Raw genomic sequence first — 19,448 nt, forward strand, 5'->3', positions numbered from 1 at the left:
AACACTCTCCCGCCAATGAGTGACTTGCCATGTCCGCCCAACTCAATCGCCAATTCCTGCTCGCGCAGCGCCCCGTCGGCGTGCCTAGCCGTGAGACTTTCAACTATGTCGAGACTCCGCTGGGTGAACCTGGCCCTGGCGAGATTGTGGTGAAGAACCTGTATCTGTCCCTCGATCCGGCCATGCGCGGCTGGATGAACGACGCCAAGTCCTATATTCCGCCAGTCGGTCTGGGCGAAGTCATGCGCGCGCTGGGGGTCGGTGAGGTCATCGCCTCGCAGAATCCGGAGTTTGCCGTGGGCGATCACGTCAACGGGGCGCTGGGTGTTCAGGACTACTTTGTCGGGGCGCCAAAAGGTTTCTATAAGGTCGACCCGAAACGCGCGCCGCTGCCGCTGTATCTGTCTGCTTTGGGCATGACCGGGATGACCGCCTACTTCGCTCTGCTCGACGTCGGTGCGCCAAAAGCCGGTGACACCGTGGTGATTTCCGGTGCGGCTGGCGCAGTCGGCAGCATTGCCGGGCAGATCGCCAAGCTCAAAGGCTGCCGCGTGGTCGGCATCGCGGGCGGCAAGGAAAAGAGCCAGTTCCTGATCGACGAACTCGGCTTCGATGGCGCCATCGACTACAAGAACGAAGACGTCCACGCCGGCCTCAAGCGCGAATGCCCGAAAGGCGTCGACGTGTACTTCGATAACGTCGGCGGCGACATCCTCGACGCAGTGCTGACTCGCCTGGCGCCCAAGGCGCGGGTAGTGATCTGCGGCGCGATCAGCCAATACAACAATAAGGAAGCGGTGAAAGGGCCGGCTAACTATCTATCGCTGCTGGTCAACCGCGCGCGCATGGAAGGCTTCGTGGTGATGGATTACGCCAATCAGTTTGCCGATGCCGCCAAAGAGATGGGCGGCTGGATGGCCGCGGGCAAACTGAAGAGCAAAGAAGATGTCGTCGAAGGTCTGCAGACGTTCCCGGAGACTCTGCTCAAGCTATTCAGCGGCGAGAACTTCGGCAAGCTGGTGCTGAAGGTTTGAGAAAGGCTTGAGGATACTCGGGCCTTCCCGGATTGCATCCGGGCTACAGACTGGTGCTGAAGGTCTGAGCGAAGCTAGAAGGCTTTTGCATTTATCCCCTCGCCCCTCTGGGGAGAGGGCTAGGGAGAGGGGTAGACAGTCGACATAATGACCTTCCTGCCTGCCCCCTCTCCCCCAGCCCCTCTCCCATACATGGGAGAGGGGAGCCACAGCAGTTCATCCGCCTACAAACAATTCGGCCCCTGAACGGGGCCGATTTCGTTATGCCAATTCGGCAACCACTGCCGCCAGGGCTTGTGCCGGATCGCTGGCTTGGGCGATCGGCCGGCCGATCACCAAGTAATCCGAGCCGGCCTCCAGCGCCTGGCGCGGCGTGAGGATGCGCCGCTGATCGTCCAGCCCACTACCTGCCGGGCGAATACCGGGGGTGACCAGTTGCAGCCCCGGATGTGTAGCCTTGAGCGCCAGAGCTTCCTGCGCGGAGCACACCAAGCCATCCATGCCGGCCTGCTCGGCCAGCGCGGCGAGGCGCAATACCTGCTCCTGCGGCTCGACATCCAGGCCGATGCCGGCGAGATCGTCGCGCTCCATGCTGGTCAGCACGGTCACGCCGATCAGCAGCGGTTTCGGGCCGCTCAACTGATCCAACGTCTCGCGGCACGCGGCCATCATGCGCAGACCGCCAGAGCAATGCACATTGACCATCCACACGCCCATCTCGGCGGCGGCCTTGACGGCCATCGCGGTGGTATTGGGGATGTCATGAAATTTCAGGTCAAGGAATACCTCGAAGCCCTTGCCGGCCAGGCTTTCGACAATCGCGGGACCGCAGCGGGTGAACAGCTCCTTGCCGACCTTGACCCGACACAAGGCGGGATCCAGCCGATCGGCGACGGCCAGCGCGGCGTCACGGGTCGGGAAGTCGAGGGCGACGATGATCGGAGTCTGGCAAGCGGACATGGGCGGGCTCTCAGGCAGTCGAAATCGGCGCGCATTGTAGCGGAATGCCACTTGGCTTGGCTTGCCGTTCGGTCGAACTGGTCGCACCAGACCATTCTAGCCGGCCGCACCTAAACTACAACCAACGGTACTTCGACGCTGCTGCGATAAGTCGCTGCCTGACATGTATCCCCATGCCGAGTACCGTAGCCAGTTATTGAAGGAACGCCTGTAGCGCGGTGTGTTCGAAACTCATACCAGCTGCGACTCATTGTTCACTGCTCGGAGATACTTTTATGCCTTGGTATGCATGGCTGATCCTGATACTCGCCATCGGCTCTATCGTCGGTGGCTTATTGATGCTGCGCGATACGGCCAAAAAGTTGCCGCTGACCGAGGAGCAGCTCAAACGCATTCATCAGCGCAATCTTGAGCAGGACGCCAAAGACGCCCAAGACCGGTAAGCCCTGCTCCTTCGCAAACGACTCGCTCATCCAAGGATGACCGATATGGCGTTATTGATCGATGTCGAAAATGCCTCATGCACCATTACCCTCGACGGCGTAGTTTACGAGCGGCCGATTGCCGGCCTGGTGATCCTCACCGATCCAGAGGCACGCATGTCGCAAATGGACGTTGCCGGCCAGTTGGTACATATCACCGAAGACGAAGCGCGGTGCTTGATCGGCGCCGGGGCCAAGGATGACCGCAAGATGCTCTGGGTCAATACCCCCTAGCCGGGCCCCATTCCCCAGGCAAAACAAGGGGCACCGAAGTGCCCCTGTTGATCCCCATTTTGCATCACACCGTGAGAATGAAGTCCGCCGCGGTAACGGTGGTTACATCTACTACCCCGACCAAGCGAATCGAGTCGGCGCCGATGTTGACCACGGTGTCCACCCCGTCATCCACGATGGCTACCCCGGCTGCGAAAGTCGCCGCCGTGATGTTGAACGCGGAAATATCCAGACGGTCCTGACCGCCGTTGGGATTGGCATCGAAACCGATGATCTGATCGCTGCCGAAGCCGGCGCTGAACACGAAGGTGTCATTGCCAGAATTGGCGACCATGATGTCGTCCCCTGTGCCGCCGGTGACGATATCGTTGCCCGTTCCGCCATCCAGGAAGTCGGCTCCCGCGCCACCGATCAAGGTGTCGTTACCCGAGCCGCCGTCGAGCGCATCGTCATCTTCGCCACCGTCGAGCAGGTCGGTACCGGTATCGCCGTTGAGCGAGTCGATCCCTGCACCGCCCAACAACTGGTCGTTGCCAGCACCCCCACTCATACCGTCGTTGCCAATGCCGCCGTCCAGGCTGTCATTGCCACCTCCGCCGTTGAGTGTGTCGTCACCGCCAGCGCCGCTGAGGGTGTCATTGCCGCCCTGCCCGTTCAGCGTGTCGTTGCCGACGTTGCCGCTCATTACGTTAGCCAGCGCGTTACCGCTCGCCACCGTGGCGTTGCTGCCGATCTGGACGAAGTCCTCGACGTTGGCATCCAGGGTGAACGCTGCACTGGTGGAGAACGCCGTATCGGTACCGCCGCCCGCCGCCTCGATGATGTCGTCGCCAACGGCGTCAACGAAGTAACTGTCGTTGCCGGCGCCGCCGTTCAGGTCGTCGTTGCCGGTCCCGCCATCCAGGCTGTCATCGCCGGCACCGCCGTTGAGGGCGTCGTTACCGGCGTCCCCGATCAGGGTGTCGCTGCCGCCATTGCCGTTCAGCGTGTCGTTGCCGGCATCGCCACTCAGCGAGTCGTCGCCTGCGCCACCGGTGATGACGTTGGCCACGGTGTTGCCGGTACCGGTGAATGAGTCGAGGCCGGTGTAGGTCAGGTTTTCCACGCCTGTAACCAGCGTGTAACTGCCCAGCGTGGTCTGCACCAGATCGGTTCCATTACCGCCAGCTTCGCTGACCACATCGCCGAGGTTATCCACTACATAGGTATCGTTACCGGTGCCACCGTTCATGGTGTCGGCGCCGGTACCACCATTGAGGATGTCGTTGCCGGCATCGCCACTGAGGGTGTCGTTGTCGTCGCCGCCATTCAGGGTGTCGTTGCCAGTACCGCCGAGCAGCAGATCCAGGCCGCCTAAGCCATTGAGCACATCGTTACCACCCAACCCCTGGATCACATCGTTCCCGGCGGCACCGTCGAGGGTGTTCGCCAGGTTGGTACCGGTGATGATCAGCCCAGCCACTGCCGCCACGGCTTGGGTAGCCACTGAGGTCAGTTGCTCCAACTGGCCGAAGCCGTCGGTGTAGCGGACGATCACCTGCAGCTGCAGATTGAGCTGACCGGAGCCCGGCGTGTACGTGGCGTTGGTTGCCCCATCGATGTCGGTGAACGACACGCCGTTGCCTTGTTGCCACTGGTAGCTGAAGGTGCCCAGGCCATCGAGGTCGGTGATGCCGCCAGTGACGGCCGTCAATACCTGGCCCTGTTCTGGTGTGGTATCGCTGATCTGCGGCAACCCGACAGGCGCGTCGTTGACGTTGGCAACTTGCTGAGTCGGGCCGGATGCCGCGCTTTCGGCCACGCCGAAGTCATCGACATAACTGACCACCACCCGAATCTGCTGGCCGACCTGCGCCTGTCCTGGCGTGAAGGTCGACCCGGTAGCGCCGTCGATATCGTTGAAATTGCCGACACTGCCCACCTGCCATTGATAGCTGAACGTCGAGGTGGTGGTGCCATCCGGATCGACCAGGTCACCCAGCGATGCGGTGAGCAATTGCCCCTGCGCTGGCGCTGCAATGTCGATTTCCGGCCCGCCTTCCGGCAGTGCATTGGGCGCCGAATCGACGATCTCCAGAGTGCCGTTGGCATCCTTGTAGACCGCGCGTACCCGCAGGTTAAGGCCTGCCAGCTCGTCCGTAACCCGGAAGGTCTGGCCAGTGGCAATGGTTTCTTCGCCTCCCGCATCGAGCACGATGTCATCGAATATTCCTGAACCGGCGACGGTTTCAACCTGCCAGAAGTACGACACCGCTCCGGTGATTGCGCCATTCGGGTTGGCTAAGGTGATGTTGTCGCCGTCCTGCACCGCGATAGGTGTGACGCGTAGCAGTTGGCCGGAGCTTGGCGTGTCATCCCGTAAGCCGGTGATGGCATCGAGGATCACCAGCGAACCAGTCGGAGCTTCGTTGTCGCCGCTGATAGGCACAGCGCCGTCGTTGAACTGCAACCGCTCGATGCCGGTCAGGCGGTCCGTCCCATCGCGCCCGACCACGCTGTCCGTGACCACCAGCACGTCACCCTCAAAGTCGAAGGTGTATTCCGTCGACAGGCCAGAGAACACTGCAGTGTCATAGTCGGCTTCGCCATCCAGCAGTTCGCGAACGATGCTGAGCTGATCCGGACGAATCTCACCAGAGAGCATGTACGGAACCAGCTCGGTCATGCTGTTGGCGCTGGTAATGGTCGGGTGGCCAGTGACGCCAATTTTCACATTCAGGTACTTGTCACCGTGAAGCAGGTCGTCTCCACCGCGGCCTTCGATGATGTCGCTACCACTGCCGCCAAGGATGATGTTGCCCGAACCGAACGAGCTTACCGGAGCGCCCTGCATGGCATCGAGGAACTCCTGCATGCCAGCGATGCGGGCGATCCCTGCGGCGTTCAGCACGCTGCCGTGGATACCAGAGGTGAGGATGCCTGCCGTGTCCAGACTATCACCGCGCAGAATGTCGCCATGCTGCGAGCCGGACAGACCTTCAGTCATTTCGAAACGCGCCAGCACCGAAGCGCTGGACGGGGCGATCGGGGTTTCGTTGAACGCGCGCATGCTGAAATCGACACTCACGCCATACGGGTCATCGCGGAACGCTGCCCAGTCGAAGCCCGACATCCCGACATAACGGTCACCTTCGCCACCGTTACCCATCATGATGTCATCGCCGCCCTCACCGTCCATGCGGTCGATGATCCCTGCTTCGCCGATGAACACGTCGTGGCCGAGAATCGGATCGTTGCCGAACGAATCGAAGTTATCGCCGGCGGCGCCATCTGCCATGCCATGTTCGATCCAGTCGTCACCCTCGTTGCCGAAGGTCATTTCGTTGGCCCGGGCGGCGAGGATGAAGTCGTTGCCGGTACCGCCGAAGATCTCCGATTCGTCCTCGATCTTGACGATGAAGTCACTGCCGAAGCCGCCGAGGATCAGGTCGATGCCATTCCCGCCATGGATGACGTCGTTGCCTTCGCCGCCCTGGATGTTGTCATCGCCGCCGCGGTCCGTGAGGATGTCATCGCCGGCACCACCGAACAGGAAGTCGTTGCCGAAGCCGCCTTCCAGGCGGTCATCCCCGGCATCCCCGTACAGAGTGTCGTCACCCAGGCTGGAAACCAGCACGTCGTTGCCGTCCGTACCACCGAGCACCACATGCTCGTCACCGGTATAGCGCAGGTAGGTGTCCGCCAGTGGCCCCTGGGTCGGTGGATTCGGATTGATGCGAGTCACCGTGCCGTCATCTGGATCAGCGTTACCCAAACCCTCATTGAATTGCACGACTTGATCCGCCTCAAGGATCAAACCAGGGGTGGAGAACACGTCACCCGGCAGGTGCGTGGCATTGGTGTTAGCCATGATCAGCTTGGCGAACGAGTTGTTCTCCAGCTCAGTCAGGAAGTTCAGCCCGGCGGTGCGCTCCAGGTAGTAGAAGCGGTCGCCGTCCTGGAGTTTCTCCATTTGCGTCTCGAAGACGAAATTGAAGGTCGAACCCAGTAGCCCACCAAATGGCATCTGCTTCTCGGCGAGACCACCAATCCACAGATCAACGTTGCCCAGACCGGTATTGGTGACTCCATCGATGTCTTTGACGCGAAGCGTGGAATTCGCCCAGCTGCCATTGCTGTTGAGGAACTCCAGCCGATCGGCTGGCGCGCCCTCTCCACCCAGTACCAGTAGCGACGCTGCGGCGCGCTTGCCCGCCAGCGTTGTCGCGCTGGTGATCGTGTCATGCGTACCGTAGGCGGCGATGAAGTTGATCAGCGACTCGGGGTGCTTCATGTTAATCGCCAGGTCGATCCAGCTCGCGTACGGCTTGAGCTGGGTGTCACCGGTCATTTCATAGAACTGATGACGCGCCGCATTCAGCGATGGCACGCCGGTATCCCGACCGCGCGCCAAGTTGATGGTCGCCAGATCCAGCGGCAACCCGAGCAGATTGTTGCGCAACGCCTCGGTGACGAACTCGTCGATCTCGTTGCCGAGTTGACGGGTCATGCCGCGGATGATTGCGCCTGCAGCGTCGTCCGCCGAGACATTGAGGAACTCCGGATTGGTCACCGGGTCGGTTGGCAGCAGCGGATTGAAATCCGGATTGCGCAACTGGTTAAACGCCAGTGGGTTAAGGAACGCCTCGATCAGGCCCATCTGGCTGGAGTTGAACGCCGGGTCCAGGCGATCGACCGTTTCGGTCAGCATCGAGTGGCCGAAGCGATACACCACGTGGGCAAACTCGGCGACGATGGCCGGATTGATGTCGGTGTCATAGACCTGGGTCGGCGCGAAGAACGCGTCGACCTGCGGCTGGACCTTGCGAGCGAACTCCTCGAACACCAGGTGCTGATACTGCATCTCGGTCGAGAAGCGCGCAGCCTGGAACAAACGGGCGCCGTCCCATGCCAACGCCGCGATAGCCGCAGGGTCGGTGGGTATCGCCCCTACGTCGACACGTAGCCACTCATTGACGAAGGCCAGGTCGTTGCTCGCCAGGATCACTTCCTTGAGGTGCGCAACCATACGGTTGTGCTCCGCGTGGAACACATGGTGCACCGCGGTCAGGCCGATGTTCTCGTTTCCGCGACCATCGCCAGTAGCAAAGTGCGCGTCGAGCAGTTCGTTGTCGTATACCAACCGTTGCCCAGTCAGCGGGTTGACCGTCACCTCGCCCGGGAGGTCAGTGTCAGGAGCCAGCACGCCATTCACGAACACAGGCGCCGCGGTATGGGCGATATCGTCGAGGAAGGCATGACCGGTACGGATGGCAGCCGTGGCATCCACCGGCGCCAGCGGCGTGCCAGACTCCTCGCCGGTAAGGGTAACGATCGACGGGAAGCCGGTGGCGGACGGGACGAAATTGCCGTAATCGTCCGTGGCGATCAGCGGCAGGTTAAGCAGATCGGCATCATCCAGCTGAATGCCGAGGATGTTCGCTGCCTGAGCTTTGACGTCCGCCCAGGTCGGCAGCCCACCGTCCGAACCATTCAGCAGGCGACCTGTATCCATCGGCCGACCATTGACCAGCACATACTCACGCAGGAATACCTGATGCGATGGGTGCGAGGTATAGGTCTGGTTCTGGTCGATGAACGGGGTGGTCTGGTTGTTGTGCAGATGCACGTCATCGGCAGTGCCGATTTCCCCGTCCGCACCCGCGTTGATCGCCATGTTGGTGGCGCGACTCAGCACCATGAAATTGGTCTGGCCGCCCACCACGTACAACGGATCATCCTCCTGCAGCGGGATGTACACGGTGCCGTTGCCGCCCTTGTTGACCAGATCCAGGCCGTGATCGAAGAACTGGCCAAACAGCGTGAACCAGGAGTTGAAGCCAGCCGATAGACCCTCGTCGGGCGCGGTATTGGGGATGAACAGCGGCTGCCCAGCCGGAATGATCAGCCCATCCGCATCGACCAACTGTCCGTTGGCGTTCAATGTGCCAAAGCCACCGGCAATATAGGCCTGCACAGCCGCCGGATTGCTGATGGTCTGGTCGACGATCAGATTGGAGATTATCCGTGGGTCGGCATCGGCCACGCTGATGGTTTGGCCCAGGCCATTGAGCGCGAAATAGCTGGTATTAGTCACCAAACCACCCGGCGCCGGACCGTTGGCATCGAACTCATCATTGTCCTGATCGTTGCGGAAAAACGGATCCAGCGAGAGCGGGAACGGATTATCGGCGGCACCAAACTGCTCCTGCCCCGGCACCAGGTTGTTCAGCGAGCCATCCACGGTGCGTAGACCGAAAGGCACCCGCGAGTTGGGCAGAATGTCGAGAAGATTCTCCCCGGCCGCATGCCGTTCGGCGATCTTGATCTGGTCGAGGATGAACTGCACATCGGCGCGGATCAGGTGCAGGCCACCGTTGATTGGTACGGTTTCATCTTCGATTGGCGTGACCACTGGAGGCGGCGCCGCGACGATGCCCGCAACCGGGTTGGTTGGCCCGGAGAACACGGTTTCCAGCGTGCCGTTGTCGTCCTGATAGACCGCCCTCACCCGCAAGGCCAGGCCATTCAGGTCGGCCGTAACGGTGAAGTTGCCGCGATTGGCCGTGGCCGGTACATCGCCGCCCTCAGCGACGATGTCCTCGAAGATCCCCGAGCCCGTGATGCGCTCGACCTGCCAGACATAGCTGACCGGCCGCCCAGACAGCGAGGCGTCGGTGTCCAATTCGTTGGCCGGCGTGCCCGGGTTGTCGGGGTGGATGTTGTTATTGTCGCGAATCAGCAACGAGCTGGCACTCAGCACCTGGCCGACCGCCGGCGTGTTGTCCAGCACCCCGGTGGCCGAGTCGCGGATCTGCAGGGTTCCGGTGGGCGTCGCGTTGGCGATGGTGCTGGGCAGCAGCACGCGCTGGTCGTTGAACTGCAGGCGCTCGACATTCACCAACGTGTCCACGCCGTCGATGCCAGTGCCGACACCGACGATGGCGCCGTTGGCGTCGAGTTCGTTATGGGTCACCGTGATGACACCATTCGCCGTGCTGATGGTGTACTCCGCGCGCTGGCCGGAGAACACTGCGGTGTCGTAGCCATTAACCCCTTCGCGAATCGTGCGGACAATACTGAGCTGACTAGGGTTGATCTCGCCGGACAGCATGTAGGGAATCAACTCGGTCATGCTCGCGACGCTGGTGATGACCGGCCGGCCCGCTTGTGGCACATGCCCGCTGACACCAATACGCACATCAAGCCAGCGGTCGCCATCGATCAGATCGTTGCCGCCGCGACCCTCAAGAATGTCGCTGCTGCTGCCGCCAAGAATGATGTTGCCGCCGTCGAACGACGTCTGATTGCCGCCCAGCATGCGGTTGAGCAGCTGCTGCAGACCGACGATCAGGTCGATGCCAGCCTGATCGAGCACACTGCCCAGAGCCCCGCCGTGGGTGAGGAGGAGTTCGGCATTGGCGTTGTCACCGCGCAGGATGTCGCTGAACGCTGAGCCGGACAGCCCTTCGACTTCAGCGAAGCGGTCGAGAATGCCTGCATTGGATGCCGGCACTGGTGGCTCGAATTGGTCGTTGACCATGAGGTCGACAGCCACCCCGAAACGGTCGCTTTTGTAGGTTGCCCAGTCGTAGCCAGACATGCCATCGAAGTGATCGGACCCTTCCGAGCCGACCATGATGTCGTGACCACCCTCGCCGATCACTTCATCGAAACCACCGCCGCCGACGAACACGTCATGACCGAAGACCGCGTCCGTGGCGAAGGGGTCGAAGTTGTCACCCGGCGCCCCATCCTGGGTACCGACTTCGATCCAGTCGTCGCCCTCGTTGCCGGCAGTCTGGATATTGGTCTTGGCGCCCAGAATGAAGTCATTGCCGGTGCCGCCAAAGGTTTCCGAGATGTCCTCACCAGTAATGATGAAGTCGCTGCCAGCCCCGCCGAGAATGATATTGGCGCCATTGCCACCCTGGATCACATCGTTGCCGTCGTTACCTTTGAGAACGTCATCACCGCCCTTGTCAGTGATGATGTCGTCGCCGTCGCCACCTTCAATGGTGTCGTTGCCATCACCACCTTCCAGGCGGTCATTACCGGCGTCGCCCCACAAGGTGTCATCGCCGATGCTGGCGATGAGGATATCGTTGCCAGCTGTGCCGCCCAGCACCACGTGCTCGTCGCCGGTGTAGCGCAGATAGGTATCCGCCGCCGGACCTACAGTCGGTGGATTAGGGTCGACACGAATGACCAGCGGGATCAGCGGGTTGTCGCCCACCGGGTCGGCGCTGCCGGCGCCGTTGTCCGCGCTTTCGTCGACCACCGTGGTCGGGTCGTCGAGCAAGATGCCGTCGGCCCCCGGCGTGACGCCAGGGTTGAACTGCAGCGCCTGGTTAGCCTCAAGAATCAGTCCCGGTGTGGAGAAGATATCCGCAGGCAGGTGAGTGGCATTGGTGTGCAACATCACCAGCTTGGCGAACGAGTTGTTCTCCATTTCGCTGAGAAAGTTGAGCCCGGCCAGCCGCGCCAGATAGTAGAAGCGGTCGCCGTTCTGCAGCGCTTCCATTTGCGTCTCGAAGACGAAGGTGAAGGTCGAGCCAAGCATGCCGCCGAACGGCATGATCTGTTCGGCCAGGCCGCCGATCCACAGGTCGATATTGTTCAAACCGCCCAGGCTACCGCCCGCATAGGCTCCTGTGGCGTTGAGGAAATCGAACCGGTCGCCGATGTTGGGGTTGTTGGCATTGCCGAATACCAGGTCGAACGCCGCGGCCCGCTTGGCGTTGACTGTGGTTGCTGCAGTGATCGTGGCATGCTCGCCATAGGCGGCGATGAAGTTAACCAGCGACAGCGGGTTCTTGAGGTTGTCCATCAGGTCCAGCCAGCTCGCGTAAGGCTTGAGCTGGGCATCACCGGTCATTGCATAGAACTGCTCGCGCGCCGCGTTCAGGGTCGGCAGGCCAGTGTCGCGGCCGCGGGCAATATTGAGTGCCGCCAGGTCGAGCGGAAGGCCCAGCAGGTTGTTGCGCACCGCGCCGATAACGAACTCGTCAATTTGGCTGCCGAGTTGACGAGTGGTGCCGCGCACGATGGCGCCGGCGGCTTCTTCAGGGGTAAGCGTGCCCTGCTGGTTGAATTCAAGCGGATTGAGGAACGCGTCGATCAGGCCAATTTCGCTCGACTGGAAGGCCGGATCAAGGCGGTCGATGGTTTCCACCAGCATCGAGTGCCCAAGGCGGTATACCGCATGAGCGAACTCGGCAACGATGGACGGATCGATGGTGCTGTCGAACCCGGTCGGCGCCAGGAAGGCATCCACTCCCGGATGGATCTTGCGCGCAAACTCTTCGAATACCAGATGCTGGTACTGCATCTCGGTGCCGAATTTGGCGGCTTGGAATAGGCGTTCACCGTTCCACACCAGGGTGGACAGATCAGTCGGCAGCGCTTGCACTTCTACTGCCAGCCACTGATTGAGGAAAGTGAGATCGCCGGCTTGCGCCGATTCGAGGGCCACTGTCTTGGTCTGTTCGACCAGCCGATTGTGCTCGGCGTGGAACACGTGGTGTACCGCAGTCAGAGCGATATTCTCGTTAGCCCGGCCGTCGCCGGCGACGAAGTGCGCGTCGAGCAAGTCGCCATCGTAGGTGCCCAAGGCTGGTGGCACAGTAGAGTCGGCTACGCCGTCTTCCACGCGAGTCAGCTGCTGATTTGGGGTCAGCGGATTGCCATCGTGATCGCCAATCGGGTTGGCAAAATGGGCGATGTCATCAAGGAAAGCGTGACCGGTACGGATCGCCTGGCTGGCATCGATCGGCGGCAGGCCGGCGGACACCAGGGAGTTTGCGCCAACCACCAGTTGCGGGAAGCCATTATCCCCAGGAATGAAATTGCCATAGGCATCGGTGGCCAGCAGCGGCAGGTTGAAGGCGTCGAGATCGTCCAGTTCAATGCCAAGAATGTCGCGGGCCTGAGCCTTCACATCGCCCCAGGTGGCCATCCCTCCATCGGCGCCGGTAATCAGCTTACCGGTGGCCACCGGACCGCCGGCAGTCAGTATGTACTCGCGCAGGAAGGCCTGGTGCGAAGGGTGTGAGGTGTAGGTTTGGTTCTGGTCGACGAAGGGGGTCGTCAGGTTGACGTTACCCGTGACGTCATCGGCGTTACCCAGCACACCATCCGCGCCCGGCAGCGTGACGACGCTGGCGCGGGTCAACACCATGAAATTTGGGCCATCGTCATCGGTGTTAGCAATCCCGTCCACACCCGCATCGAAGAGCGGATCATCCGCCTGCAGCGGAATGAACACAGTGCTGCTGCCACCCTTCTGCACCAGGTCCAGCCCGTGGTCGAAGAACTGGCCGAAGAAGGTGAACCAGGCGTTGAAGCCTGCCGACAATCCCTCATCCGGAGCCGAGTTGGGGATGACCAGCGCTTGCCCTGGCTGGACCGGTTGCCCTGCAAGGGGGCCAGACAGATGGGTCAACACGCCGTTCACTACTTCCGCCATGCCGGCATCGATGTAGGCCTGCAAAGCCGCGGGGTTATCGCTGGTCTGGTCGGCAATCAGGTTGGAGATGGTCCGCGGCTGCGAATCGAATACGGTCGTTCCCGGGGTGTAGTTCGGCAGGTGCACTGGGTTGACCAGATGCGGAAAGAGGTTATCAGCCGAACCGAAGCCATCCTGACCCGGCTGAATGTGGTTGCCGGAACCATCTACGGTCCTCAGCCCCCAAGGCACCTGGGAGTTTGGCAACAGTTCGGAAAGAGGCGTACCGGCGGCATTGGCTTCGGCGATGAAAATCTGCTGAAGAATGAATTCCAGGTCGGATTTAATGAAATCGGCCATTTTATTTTCCCTCAATCTGGATAAACACGGGACGACGGATGCCACGACGCGCTCAGGTGAGTGCGACTGGATAAAGCTGGATGAATGAGCGTCAGGGCCTATTTGGAGCAGCAAGCGCAGACAAAAAGCTCTCACCGCGCTTTGCTAGAAAGCACGTACGGTCGAGGGCTTATCGCTTGACCCCTGGCTGGGCTGGAACGCTCAGCGAGTGGAATCAGAACTCAGGTGGCCCGTGAAAACGGGAAGTAAGGATGCATTCCTGAACCGACATCCTTACCCATGGAATGAAGTAAATGACGTACATAGCCTTTTCCTCGGCAGGCATTGCATTCAGGCGCCGTCCCTGGTGGTCCGGATCACACGCAGCAACACCCATGGATAAGACTAAAGTCCGATACAAAAAGCGTGTCAAGATAGTGACAACAAAGTCGACGAACGGAAAAATGATGTTATCTACTTGTTTTTATTGGCATTTATAAAACGTTACTTCCACTAACAAGCAATTTTTGCGACCAACGTGGATCGCCGGAAAAACATTCATCACCTACGCTCTGCGTTGAGGCTGACCGGGAAAGCACTGGGAAAGTGCTTGCTGGAAACCGGGTGCGCAATCAGAGGGAGCTGTCTTCCGCTGCTGGCGTAAGTGATTACCGCGTAGTCTGCAAAGGTAGTAAAGCGCGATGGACAAGATGTCGCCCCCCCGCTCCGAACTCGCGGATGTGCTATTCCGCCTGCGTCGAACCTTTTACTCGCTGGCTGCCTTCAGCGGTGTACTCAACCTTCTGATGCTGGCGCCTGCGATATACATGTTGCAGGTGTACGACCGCGCCCTGGTCAGCAGCAACGTCACGACCCTGATGATGCTCACCGTTCTGGTGGTGGGCCTGTACTTGCTAATGGCGCTGCTGGAAATCGCCCGTTCACGGGTGATGATTCGCGTCGGCAATCGCATCGACATGGATCTCAACAAGCGCATCTTCACCGCCGCCTTCGAGCGAAATCTCAGTCGCGCCGGGGGCAATCCAGCCCAAGCCCTACAAGATCTTTCCCAGGTACGCCAATTCCTGACCGGCAACGCCTTGTTTGCGTTTTTCGATGCGCCTTGGACACCGGTTTATCTGTTCGTTGCCTATCTGATCCACCCGCTGCTCGCACTGCTCACACTGGTCGGCTCGCTGATATTGGTGTGCCTCGCCTACATCACCGAAATCGCCACTCAGCAACCATTGGCTGAAGCCAACCAGGCATCGCAAGGCTCCGCCGCTTATGCCAACAACAACCTGCGCAATGCTGAGGTGATCGAGGCGATGGGCATGTTGCCGGCAATCAGTGGCCGCTGGTTCCAAGGGCACCTGCGCATCCTTGAACGTCAGACCCTAGCCTCCGACCGCGCCGCCTACATCAGCGGCGTGGGCCGCTTTGTGCGGATCACCCTGCAGTCGCTGATCCTCGGGGGCGGTGCACTGTTGGCGATCAACGGGGAAATCACCGCGGGCATGATGATCGCCTGCTCGATCCTTACCGGTCGAGCGCTCGGACCGGTTGAACAAGTAATCGGTTCATGGAAGCAGCTACTCGGTTGCCGCATGGCCTGGGGCCGCCTCAACGAGATGCTTAGCGAGTATCCACGGCGCCCGCCCAGCATGTCGCTGGAACGGCCGCTGGGTATGCTTTCAGTGGAAGGCGCACATGCCGGTGCACCGGGCACCACCACCGCGATTCTGCATGGCGTGAGCTTCAATCTTTCGCCCGGTGAAACCATTGGCATCATTGGCCCATCCGCCTCTGGCAAGTCGACTCTTGCCCGGCTGCTGGTCGGCATCTGGCCCGCACACGGTGGCAAGGTGCGGCTCGACGGCGCCGACGTATTCACTTGGAACAAAGCCGAGCTTGGCCCCTGGCTGGGCTACTTGCCGCAGGATGTCGAACTGTTCGAAGGCACCCTCGCCGAGAACATTGCACGCTTCGGCGAGATCGACAGCGAAGGCGTTTTGCGCGCCGCCAAATCCGCCGGCGTGCACGACATGATCCTGCGCTTCCCGCAGGGTTACGACACCCGCCTGGGTGTCGACGGCAGCCCATTGTCCGGCGGACAGAAACAGCGTATTGCCCTGGCTCGTGCGCTGTATGGCGAGCCCGTGCTGCTGGTGCTCGACGAGCCAAATGCCAACCTCGACGACGTCGGCGAAAAAGCCTTACTTGATGCCTTGGCCGAACTCAAAAAACGAGGCGCCACCTGCGTGCTGATCTCCCATCGCCCGTCGGTACTCGGCATGGTCGACAAGGTCCTGATGCTGCGTGAAGGCTCGGTGCAGATGTTTGGTTTGCGCGACGAAGTGTTCTCGGCCCTGCGTCAGGCCAACGTGATATCGCCGGGCAACCCACCACCACTGGCCTCGGTCAAGGTAAGGGAGTGACTGCCATGCACGCTGTCGAACGCAAGGACCTGATCCTCACCGCCCCGCAAACCGTCGTCGATATCGACACCAGCAAGCCCGCGCGCTGGGGCATCTGGCTGGTGGTCGCCGGATTTGGCGGCTTCCTGCTTTGGTCATGGCTGGCGCCACTGGATGCCGGCATCGTCGCCACCGGCACGGTCAAAGTAACCAGTAACCGCAAAACCGTTCAGCATCTTACCGGTGGCACCGTCGATGCAATTCTCGTCCGCGAAGGTGATGCAGTGCGCAAAGGCCAAGAGTTGGTGCGCCTCGATTCAACCCGGGCGCTGGCCGAGCGGGGAGTGATCGGCGCGCAATACATCGTCGCCAAGACCGTCGAGAACCGCCTGGAAGCCGAACGCGACGGCAAGCTCAGGGTGACCTTCGATCCAGAATTGCTCGAACGTTTCAAGGGCGACCCGCGCCTGAATGACTCCGTCGAATTGCAGGAGCGCCTGTTCACCACTCGCCTTGCCGGGCTCGCCGGCGAGCTCAGTATCCTTCAGGAAACCCAGTCCGCCGCCGAAGTGCAGGTCAAGGGTCTGCAACAGGTCTACGGCGCGCGCGCCTCGCAGGCAAAATTTCTCCGCGAGCAACTCAACGGCACCCGCACGCTGGCTGACGAAGGCTATGTTCCGCGCAATCGCATGCTCGAACTGGAGCGCAACGCCGCCGAACTGAACGCCGGCCAGGCAGAGAACATCAACAACATCGCTCGTGTGCGCAGCCAGGTGACCGAGCTGAAGCTGCGCATCCTCCAGCGCCAAAACGACTACTTCAAGGAGGTTCAATCGCAGTTGACCGAGGTGCAGAAGGAAAGCACCAGCCTCGCCGACCGCCTGCGCTCCCTGGATTACGAAGTTACCCACACCTCGATTCGCTCGCCCATCGACGGCATGGTTCAAGGTGTGGGCATCGCCACCATCGGCGGCGTGATCCAGCCCGGCTTCAAGATCATGGACATCGTGCCGGCCAACGAGCCGTTGCAGGTCGACGCGATGATTCCCGTGCAGGCAATCGACAAGATGACGCCTGGCTTGCCGGTGGATATCTCCTTCCCAGCCTTCAACCACTCGCAGACGCCAAATATTCCCGGCCGAGTGTTGACGGTCTCCGCCGACCGGTTGATCGACGAGCAGAACAAGCAGCCCTTCTACCTCGCCCAGATCGAAGTCACCCCGCAGGGTATGGACAAGCTCGGCGCCAACCGTATTCGCCCTGGAATGCCAGCCACCGTGACGATCAAGACCGGTGAGCGAAATCTGATGAGCTACCTGTTCAAACCTCTACTGGATCGCATCGATAGTGCTTTCAAGGAGCAATAACAATGGCCAGAAGATACCTATTCGCCTGCCTGCTGGGTGTGGCAGTTCCGGCGGCTGCGATGGATCTCAAAGAAGCCTGGGATTTGCTGCAATACCAAGGGCCAATCTACCGCGCCGCTGTGCATGAGAAAGACGCGGGCCAGGAATTCCGTACCCTGGGCAAGGCGCCGCTGCTGCCGCAGATCAATGCCACCGCGTATGGCAATCAAGTTAACGGCACGCAGAAGCAGGGCGATGTCGACAACGATCTCGATTACGACTCCAAGGGTGCCGCCTTGCGTCTACGTCAGACGCTTTTCGATAAACGCAAAATGGCCGAATACCGCCAAGGCGATCAGCGCGCCGATTACAGCGTGGCGGTGTTCGACGCCAAGCGACAGGACGCCGCCCTGAACCTAGCCAGTCGCTATTTCAGTTTGCTGCTGGCACGGGAAACGATTGACCTGACCCGCGCCAAGCGCCAGGCATTCGAGAAACGGCTGACGGCATCCAACCAACTCTTCGAAAATGGCGAAGGCACCAAAACCGATATCGCCGACTCCATCGCCCGACGCGACCTGGCCGAAGCCGAGTTGATCGAGGCTCAGGACAATCTGCTGGTCGCCCGCCGGCTGATTCAGGAATATCTGGGCGAAATACCGGAGACGGTTGCCACGCTGCACTCCGACTTCCCTACTCCGCCGCTCGAGGGCGACTTGCAGGATTGGCTGGCCCGCGCGCGCTCCAACAACCCGACCATCCAAGCCAGTCGCTACAGCTATACGGTCGCCGAAGAAGACGTCAACAAAGCCAAGGCCGGTCATTGGCCGGTCTTGGATTTCGTCGCTGGCTATACCGCGGGCGACAGCGAAACCATCTCCACGCTGGATCAGCGCAACCGCTACAGCTCGGTCGGGTTGGAAGTGAATATCCCGCTCTACAGTGGTGGTTACGTGAGCTCCCAAGCACGTCAGGCGGTGGCCAACCGCGACCGGGCGCAGGAAGAACTGAATGCCACGCGCGAGGATGTGGTCTCCGTGACAACCCGTGAGTTCCACGGGGTACAGAGCGGCGCTGCACGCATCCGCGCCCTGCAAACTGCAGTGACATCCAGCCAAGACTCGCTACTTGCGCGGGAAAAAGGTTTCGAGGGCGGGAGCAATACCAACATTGATATCCTCAACGCAGAGGAACTGGTCTACAACGCGCAGCGCGACCTGTTCGAGGCGAAGCTGCGCTACCTGATTTCGCACCTGCGTTTGGCCGCCTCGGTAGGCAGTTTGGGCGATGACGATATCAACCGCGCCAACGGCTATCTGGAGCGGGACGAGTGATCGGCCAGGGCTGCCATTTCGACCCGCCCGCTTAAGTTGCGCAGCGCTTTTGTAGGGTGGGTTAGCCGCGCTGCGGCGTAACCCACCAGCGGCACCACCCGGAACACTGGCGTCCAGTCTGGTCGGTGGGTTACGCCTACGGCTAGCCCACCTTACGAATCTGCCACTTCACTGTTCAGGCGTCTTTCAAAACCATCCGTAACGCCTGCTCGGCGAGCTCATCAATCGTCAGCGGACCTTCGGCGCGGAACCACGTGTTTGTCCAAGACAACGCGCCCGTGAGTAAGCGTCGGGCGATGAAGGGATCACCGCTGAATTGGCCCGCGGCCTCAGCCTCGACCAATACATCCAGCCAGAGACGCTCATAACTGGCGCGCAGGTCGAGGATGTAGGCCTGGCCCTCTTCTGACAGTGAACGCCATTCGAACACCAAGACCGCCATCGCCTCGCCCGTGCCGCCGATGATCGACTGCAATTCGCAGCGGATCAGCGCCAGCAGGCGCTCACGCACATCCGTCGCCTCGGCCAGGGCAGCGCGCATCAGCGCCGTGTTATAGAGAATGTTCTCCTCCATCACCGAACGGAGGATCTCATCCTTGCTCTTGAAGTGATGAAAGATGCTGCCGGATTGAATGCCCACCGCGCTGGCCAGATCGCGCACCGTGGTGCGCTCGAAGCCTTTGCTGCGGAACAGGTGCGCCGCCGTTTTCAGCAACTTGCCTCGCGGGCTTTCCGGGTCGGTGACTTGGCCGCCAGCCACCAATTCGCGCATAACCGCTTGAGCTTTTTGCTCGTCCACACTTGCTCTCCACTACCCAAGCCGTGCTCGGTTCGCCGCACGTTACGGTCGATATCCGGCAAGTACCTGTCATTGCT

At 60.8% G+C, this 19,448-nt stretch carries 9 protein-coding genes; 6 read left to right on the plus strand and 3 right to left on the minus strand.

Translation table 11 applies throughout. The annotated features are described in order from the left end of the window. The first annotated feature begins 29 nt into the window (after nucleotides 1–29). Nucleotides 30–1,034, plus strand: a complete 1,005-nt coding sequence (locus NVV93_RS11545; protein ID WP_258250794.1) for an NADP-dependent oxidoreductase — start codon at nucleotides 30–32, stop codon at nucleotides 1,032–1,034. A 261-nt stretch (nucleotides 1,035–1,295) separates the two neighbouring features. Here NVV93_RS11545 and pyrF read toward each other — a convergent pair whose 3' ends face one another. Then, nucleotides 1,296–1,994, minus strand: a complete 699-nt coding sequence (gene pyrF, locus NVV93_RS11550) for an orotidine-5'-phosphate decarboxylase (RefSeq protein WP_258250795.1) — start codon at nucleotides 1,992–1,994, stop codon at nucleotides 1,296–1,298. A 275-nt stretch (nucleotides 1,995–2,269) separates the two neighbouring features. Here pyrF and NVV93_RS11555 point away from each other — a divergent pair, with 275 nt between their 5' ends. Together NVV93_RS11555 and NVV93_RS11560 are read left to right on the plus strand one after the other, a co-directional pair. After that, complete coding sequence (locus NVV93_RS11555; RefSeq protein WP_258250796.1) at nucleotides 2,270–2,437, plus strand: DUF2897 family protein; 168 nt, start codon at nucleotides 2,270–2,272, stop codon at nucleotides 2,435–2,437. A 45-nt stretch (nucleotides 2,438–2,482) separates the two neighbouring features. Further along, the gene (locus NVV93_RS11560) at nucleotides 2,483–2,710 is read left to right on the plus strand and encodes a DUF3203 family protein (protein ID WP_258250797.1); all 228 of its coding nucleotides are present in this window, start codon (nucleotides 2,483–2,485) and stop codon (nucleotides 2,708–2,710) included. A 64-nt stretch (nucleotides 2,711–2,774) separates the two neighbouring features. On the opposite strand, the gene NVV93_RS11565 is transcribed toward NVV93_RS11560, so the two are convergent. Next, a complete protein-coding gene (locus NVV93_RS11565; protein WP_258250798.1) occupies nucleotides 2,775–13,496 on the minus strand; it encodes a peroxidase family protein in 10,722 nt (3,573 codons plus the stop codon). Between the two features lie 680 nt (nucleotides 13,497–14,176). Here NVV93_RS11565 and NVV93_RS11570 point away from each other — a divergent pair. The 3 genes from NVV93_RS11570 to NVV93_RS11580 are packed head-to-tail and all read left to right on the plus strand — an operon-like array spanning nucleotide 14,177 to nucleotide 18,572. Next, a complete protein-coding gene (locus NVV93_RS11570) occupies nucleotides 14,177–15,913 on the plus strand; it encodes a type I secretion system permease/ATPase (protein WP_258250799.1) in 1,737 nt (578 codons plus the stop codon). Nucleotides 15,914–15,918: 5 nt separating this feature from the next. Beyond that, a complete protein-coding gene (locus NVV93_RS11575; protein ID WP_258250800.1) occupies nucleotides 15,919–17,259 on the plus strand; it encodes an HlyD family type I secretion periplasmic adaptor subunit in 1,341 nt (446 codons plus the stop codon). Between the two features lie 2 nt (nucleotides 17,260–17,261). After that, nucleotides 17,262–18,572, plus strand: a complete 1,311-nt coding sequence (locus NVV93_RS11580) for a TolC family outer membrane protein (protein WP_258250801.1) — start codon at nucleotides 17,262–17,264, stop codon at nucleotides 18,570–18,572. Nucleotides 18,573–18,747: 175 nt separating this feature from the next. Here NVV93_RS11580 and NVV93_RS11585 read toward each other — a convergent pair whose 3' ends face one another. Beyond that, complete coding sequence (locus NVV93_RS11585; protein ID WP_258250802.1) at nucleotides 18,748–19,371, minus strand: TetR/AcrR family transcriptional regulator; 624 nt, start codon at nucleotides 19,369–19,371, stop codon at nucleotides 18,748–18,750. Nucleotides 19,372–19,448: the final 77 nt, after the last annotated feature.

Origin of the sequence: Pseudomonas sp. LS44 (assembly GCF_024730785.1) — a bacterium.
Classification (GTDB): domain Bacteria; phylum Pseudomonadota; class Gammaproteobacteria; order Pseudomonadales; family Pseudomonadaceae; genus Aquipseudomonas.

Bases quoted from the DNA above. Each gene is read 5' to 3' on its own strand.
- NVV93_RS11555 (WP_258250796.1), top strand. From the start codon at position 2,270: ATGCCTTGGTATGCATGGCTGATCCTGATACTCGCCATCGGCTCTATC.
- NVV93_RS11560 (WP_258250797.1), top strand. From the start codon at position 2,483: ATGGCGTTATTGATCGATGTCGAAAATGCCTCATGCACCATTACCCTC.
- NVV93_RS11580 (WP_258250801.1), top strand. From the start codon at position 17,262: ATGGCCAGAAGATACCTATTCGCCTGCCTGCTGGGTGTGGCAGTTCCG.
- pyrF (WP_258250795.1), bottom strand. From the start codon at position 1,994: ATGTCCGCTTGCCAGACTCCGATCATCGTCGCCCTCGACTTCCCGACC.
- NVV93_RS11565 (WP_258250798.1), bottom strand. From the start codon at position 13,496: ATGGCCGATTTCATTAAATCCGACCTGGAATTCATTCTTCAGCAGATT.
- NVV93_RS11545 (WP_258250794.1), top strand. From the start codon at position 30: ATGTCCGCCCAACTCAATCGCCAATTCCTGCTCGCGCAGCGCCCCGTC.
- NVV93_RS11570 (WP_258250799.1), top strand. From the start codon at position 14,177: ATGGACAAGATGTCGCCCCCCCGCTCCGAACTCGCGGATGTGCTATTC.
- NVV93_RS11575 (WP_258250800.1), top strand. From the start codon at position 15,919: ATGCACGCTGTCGAACGCAAGGACCTGATCCTCACCGCCCCGCAAACC.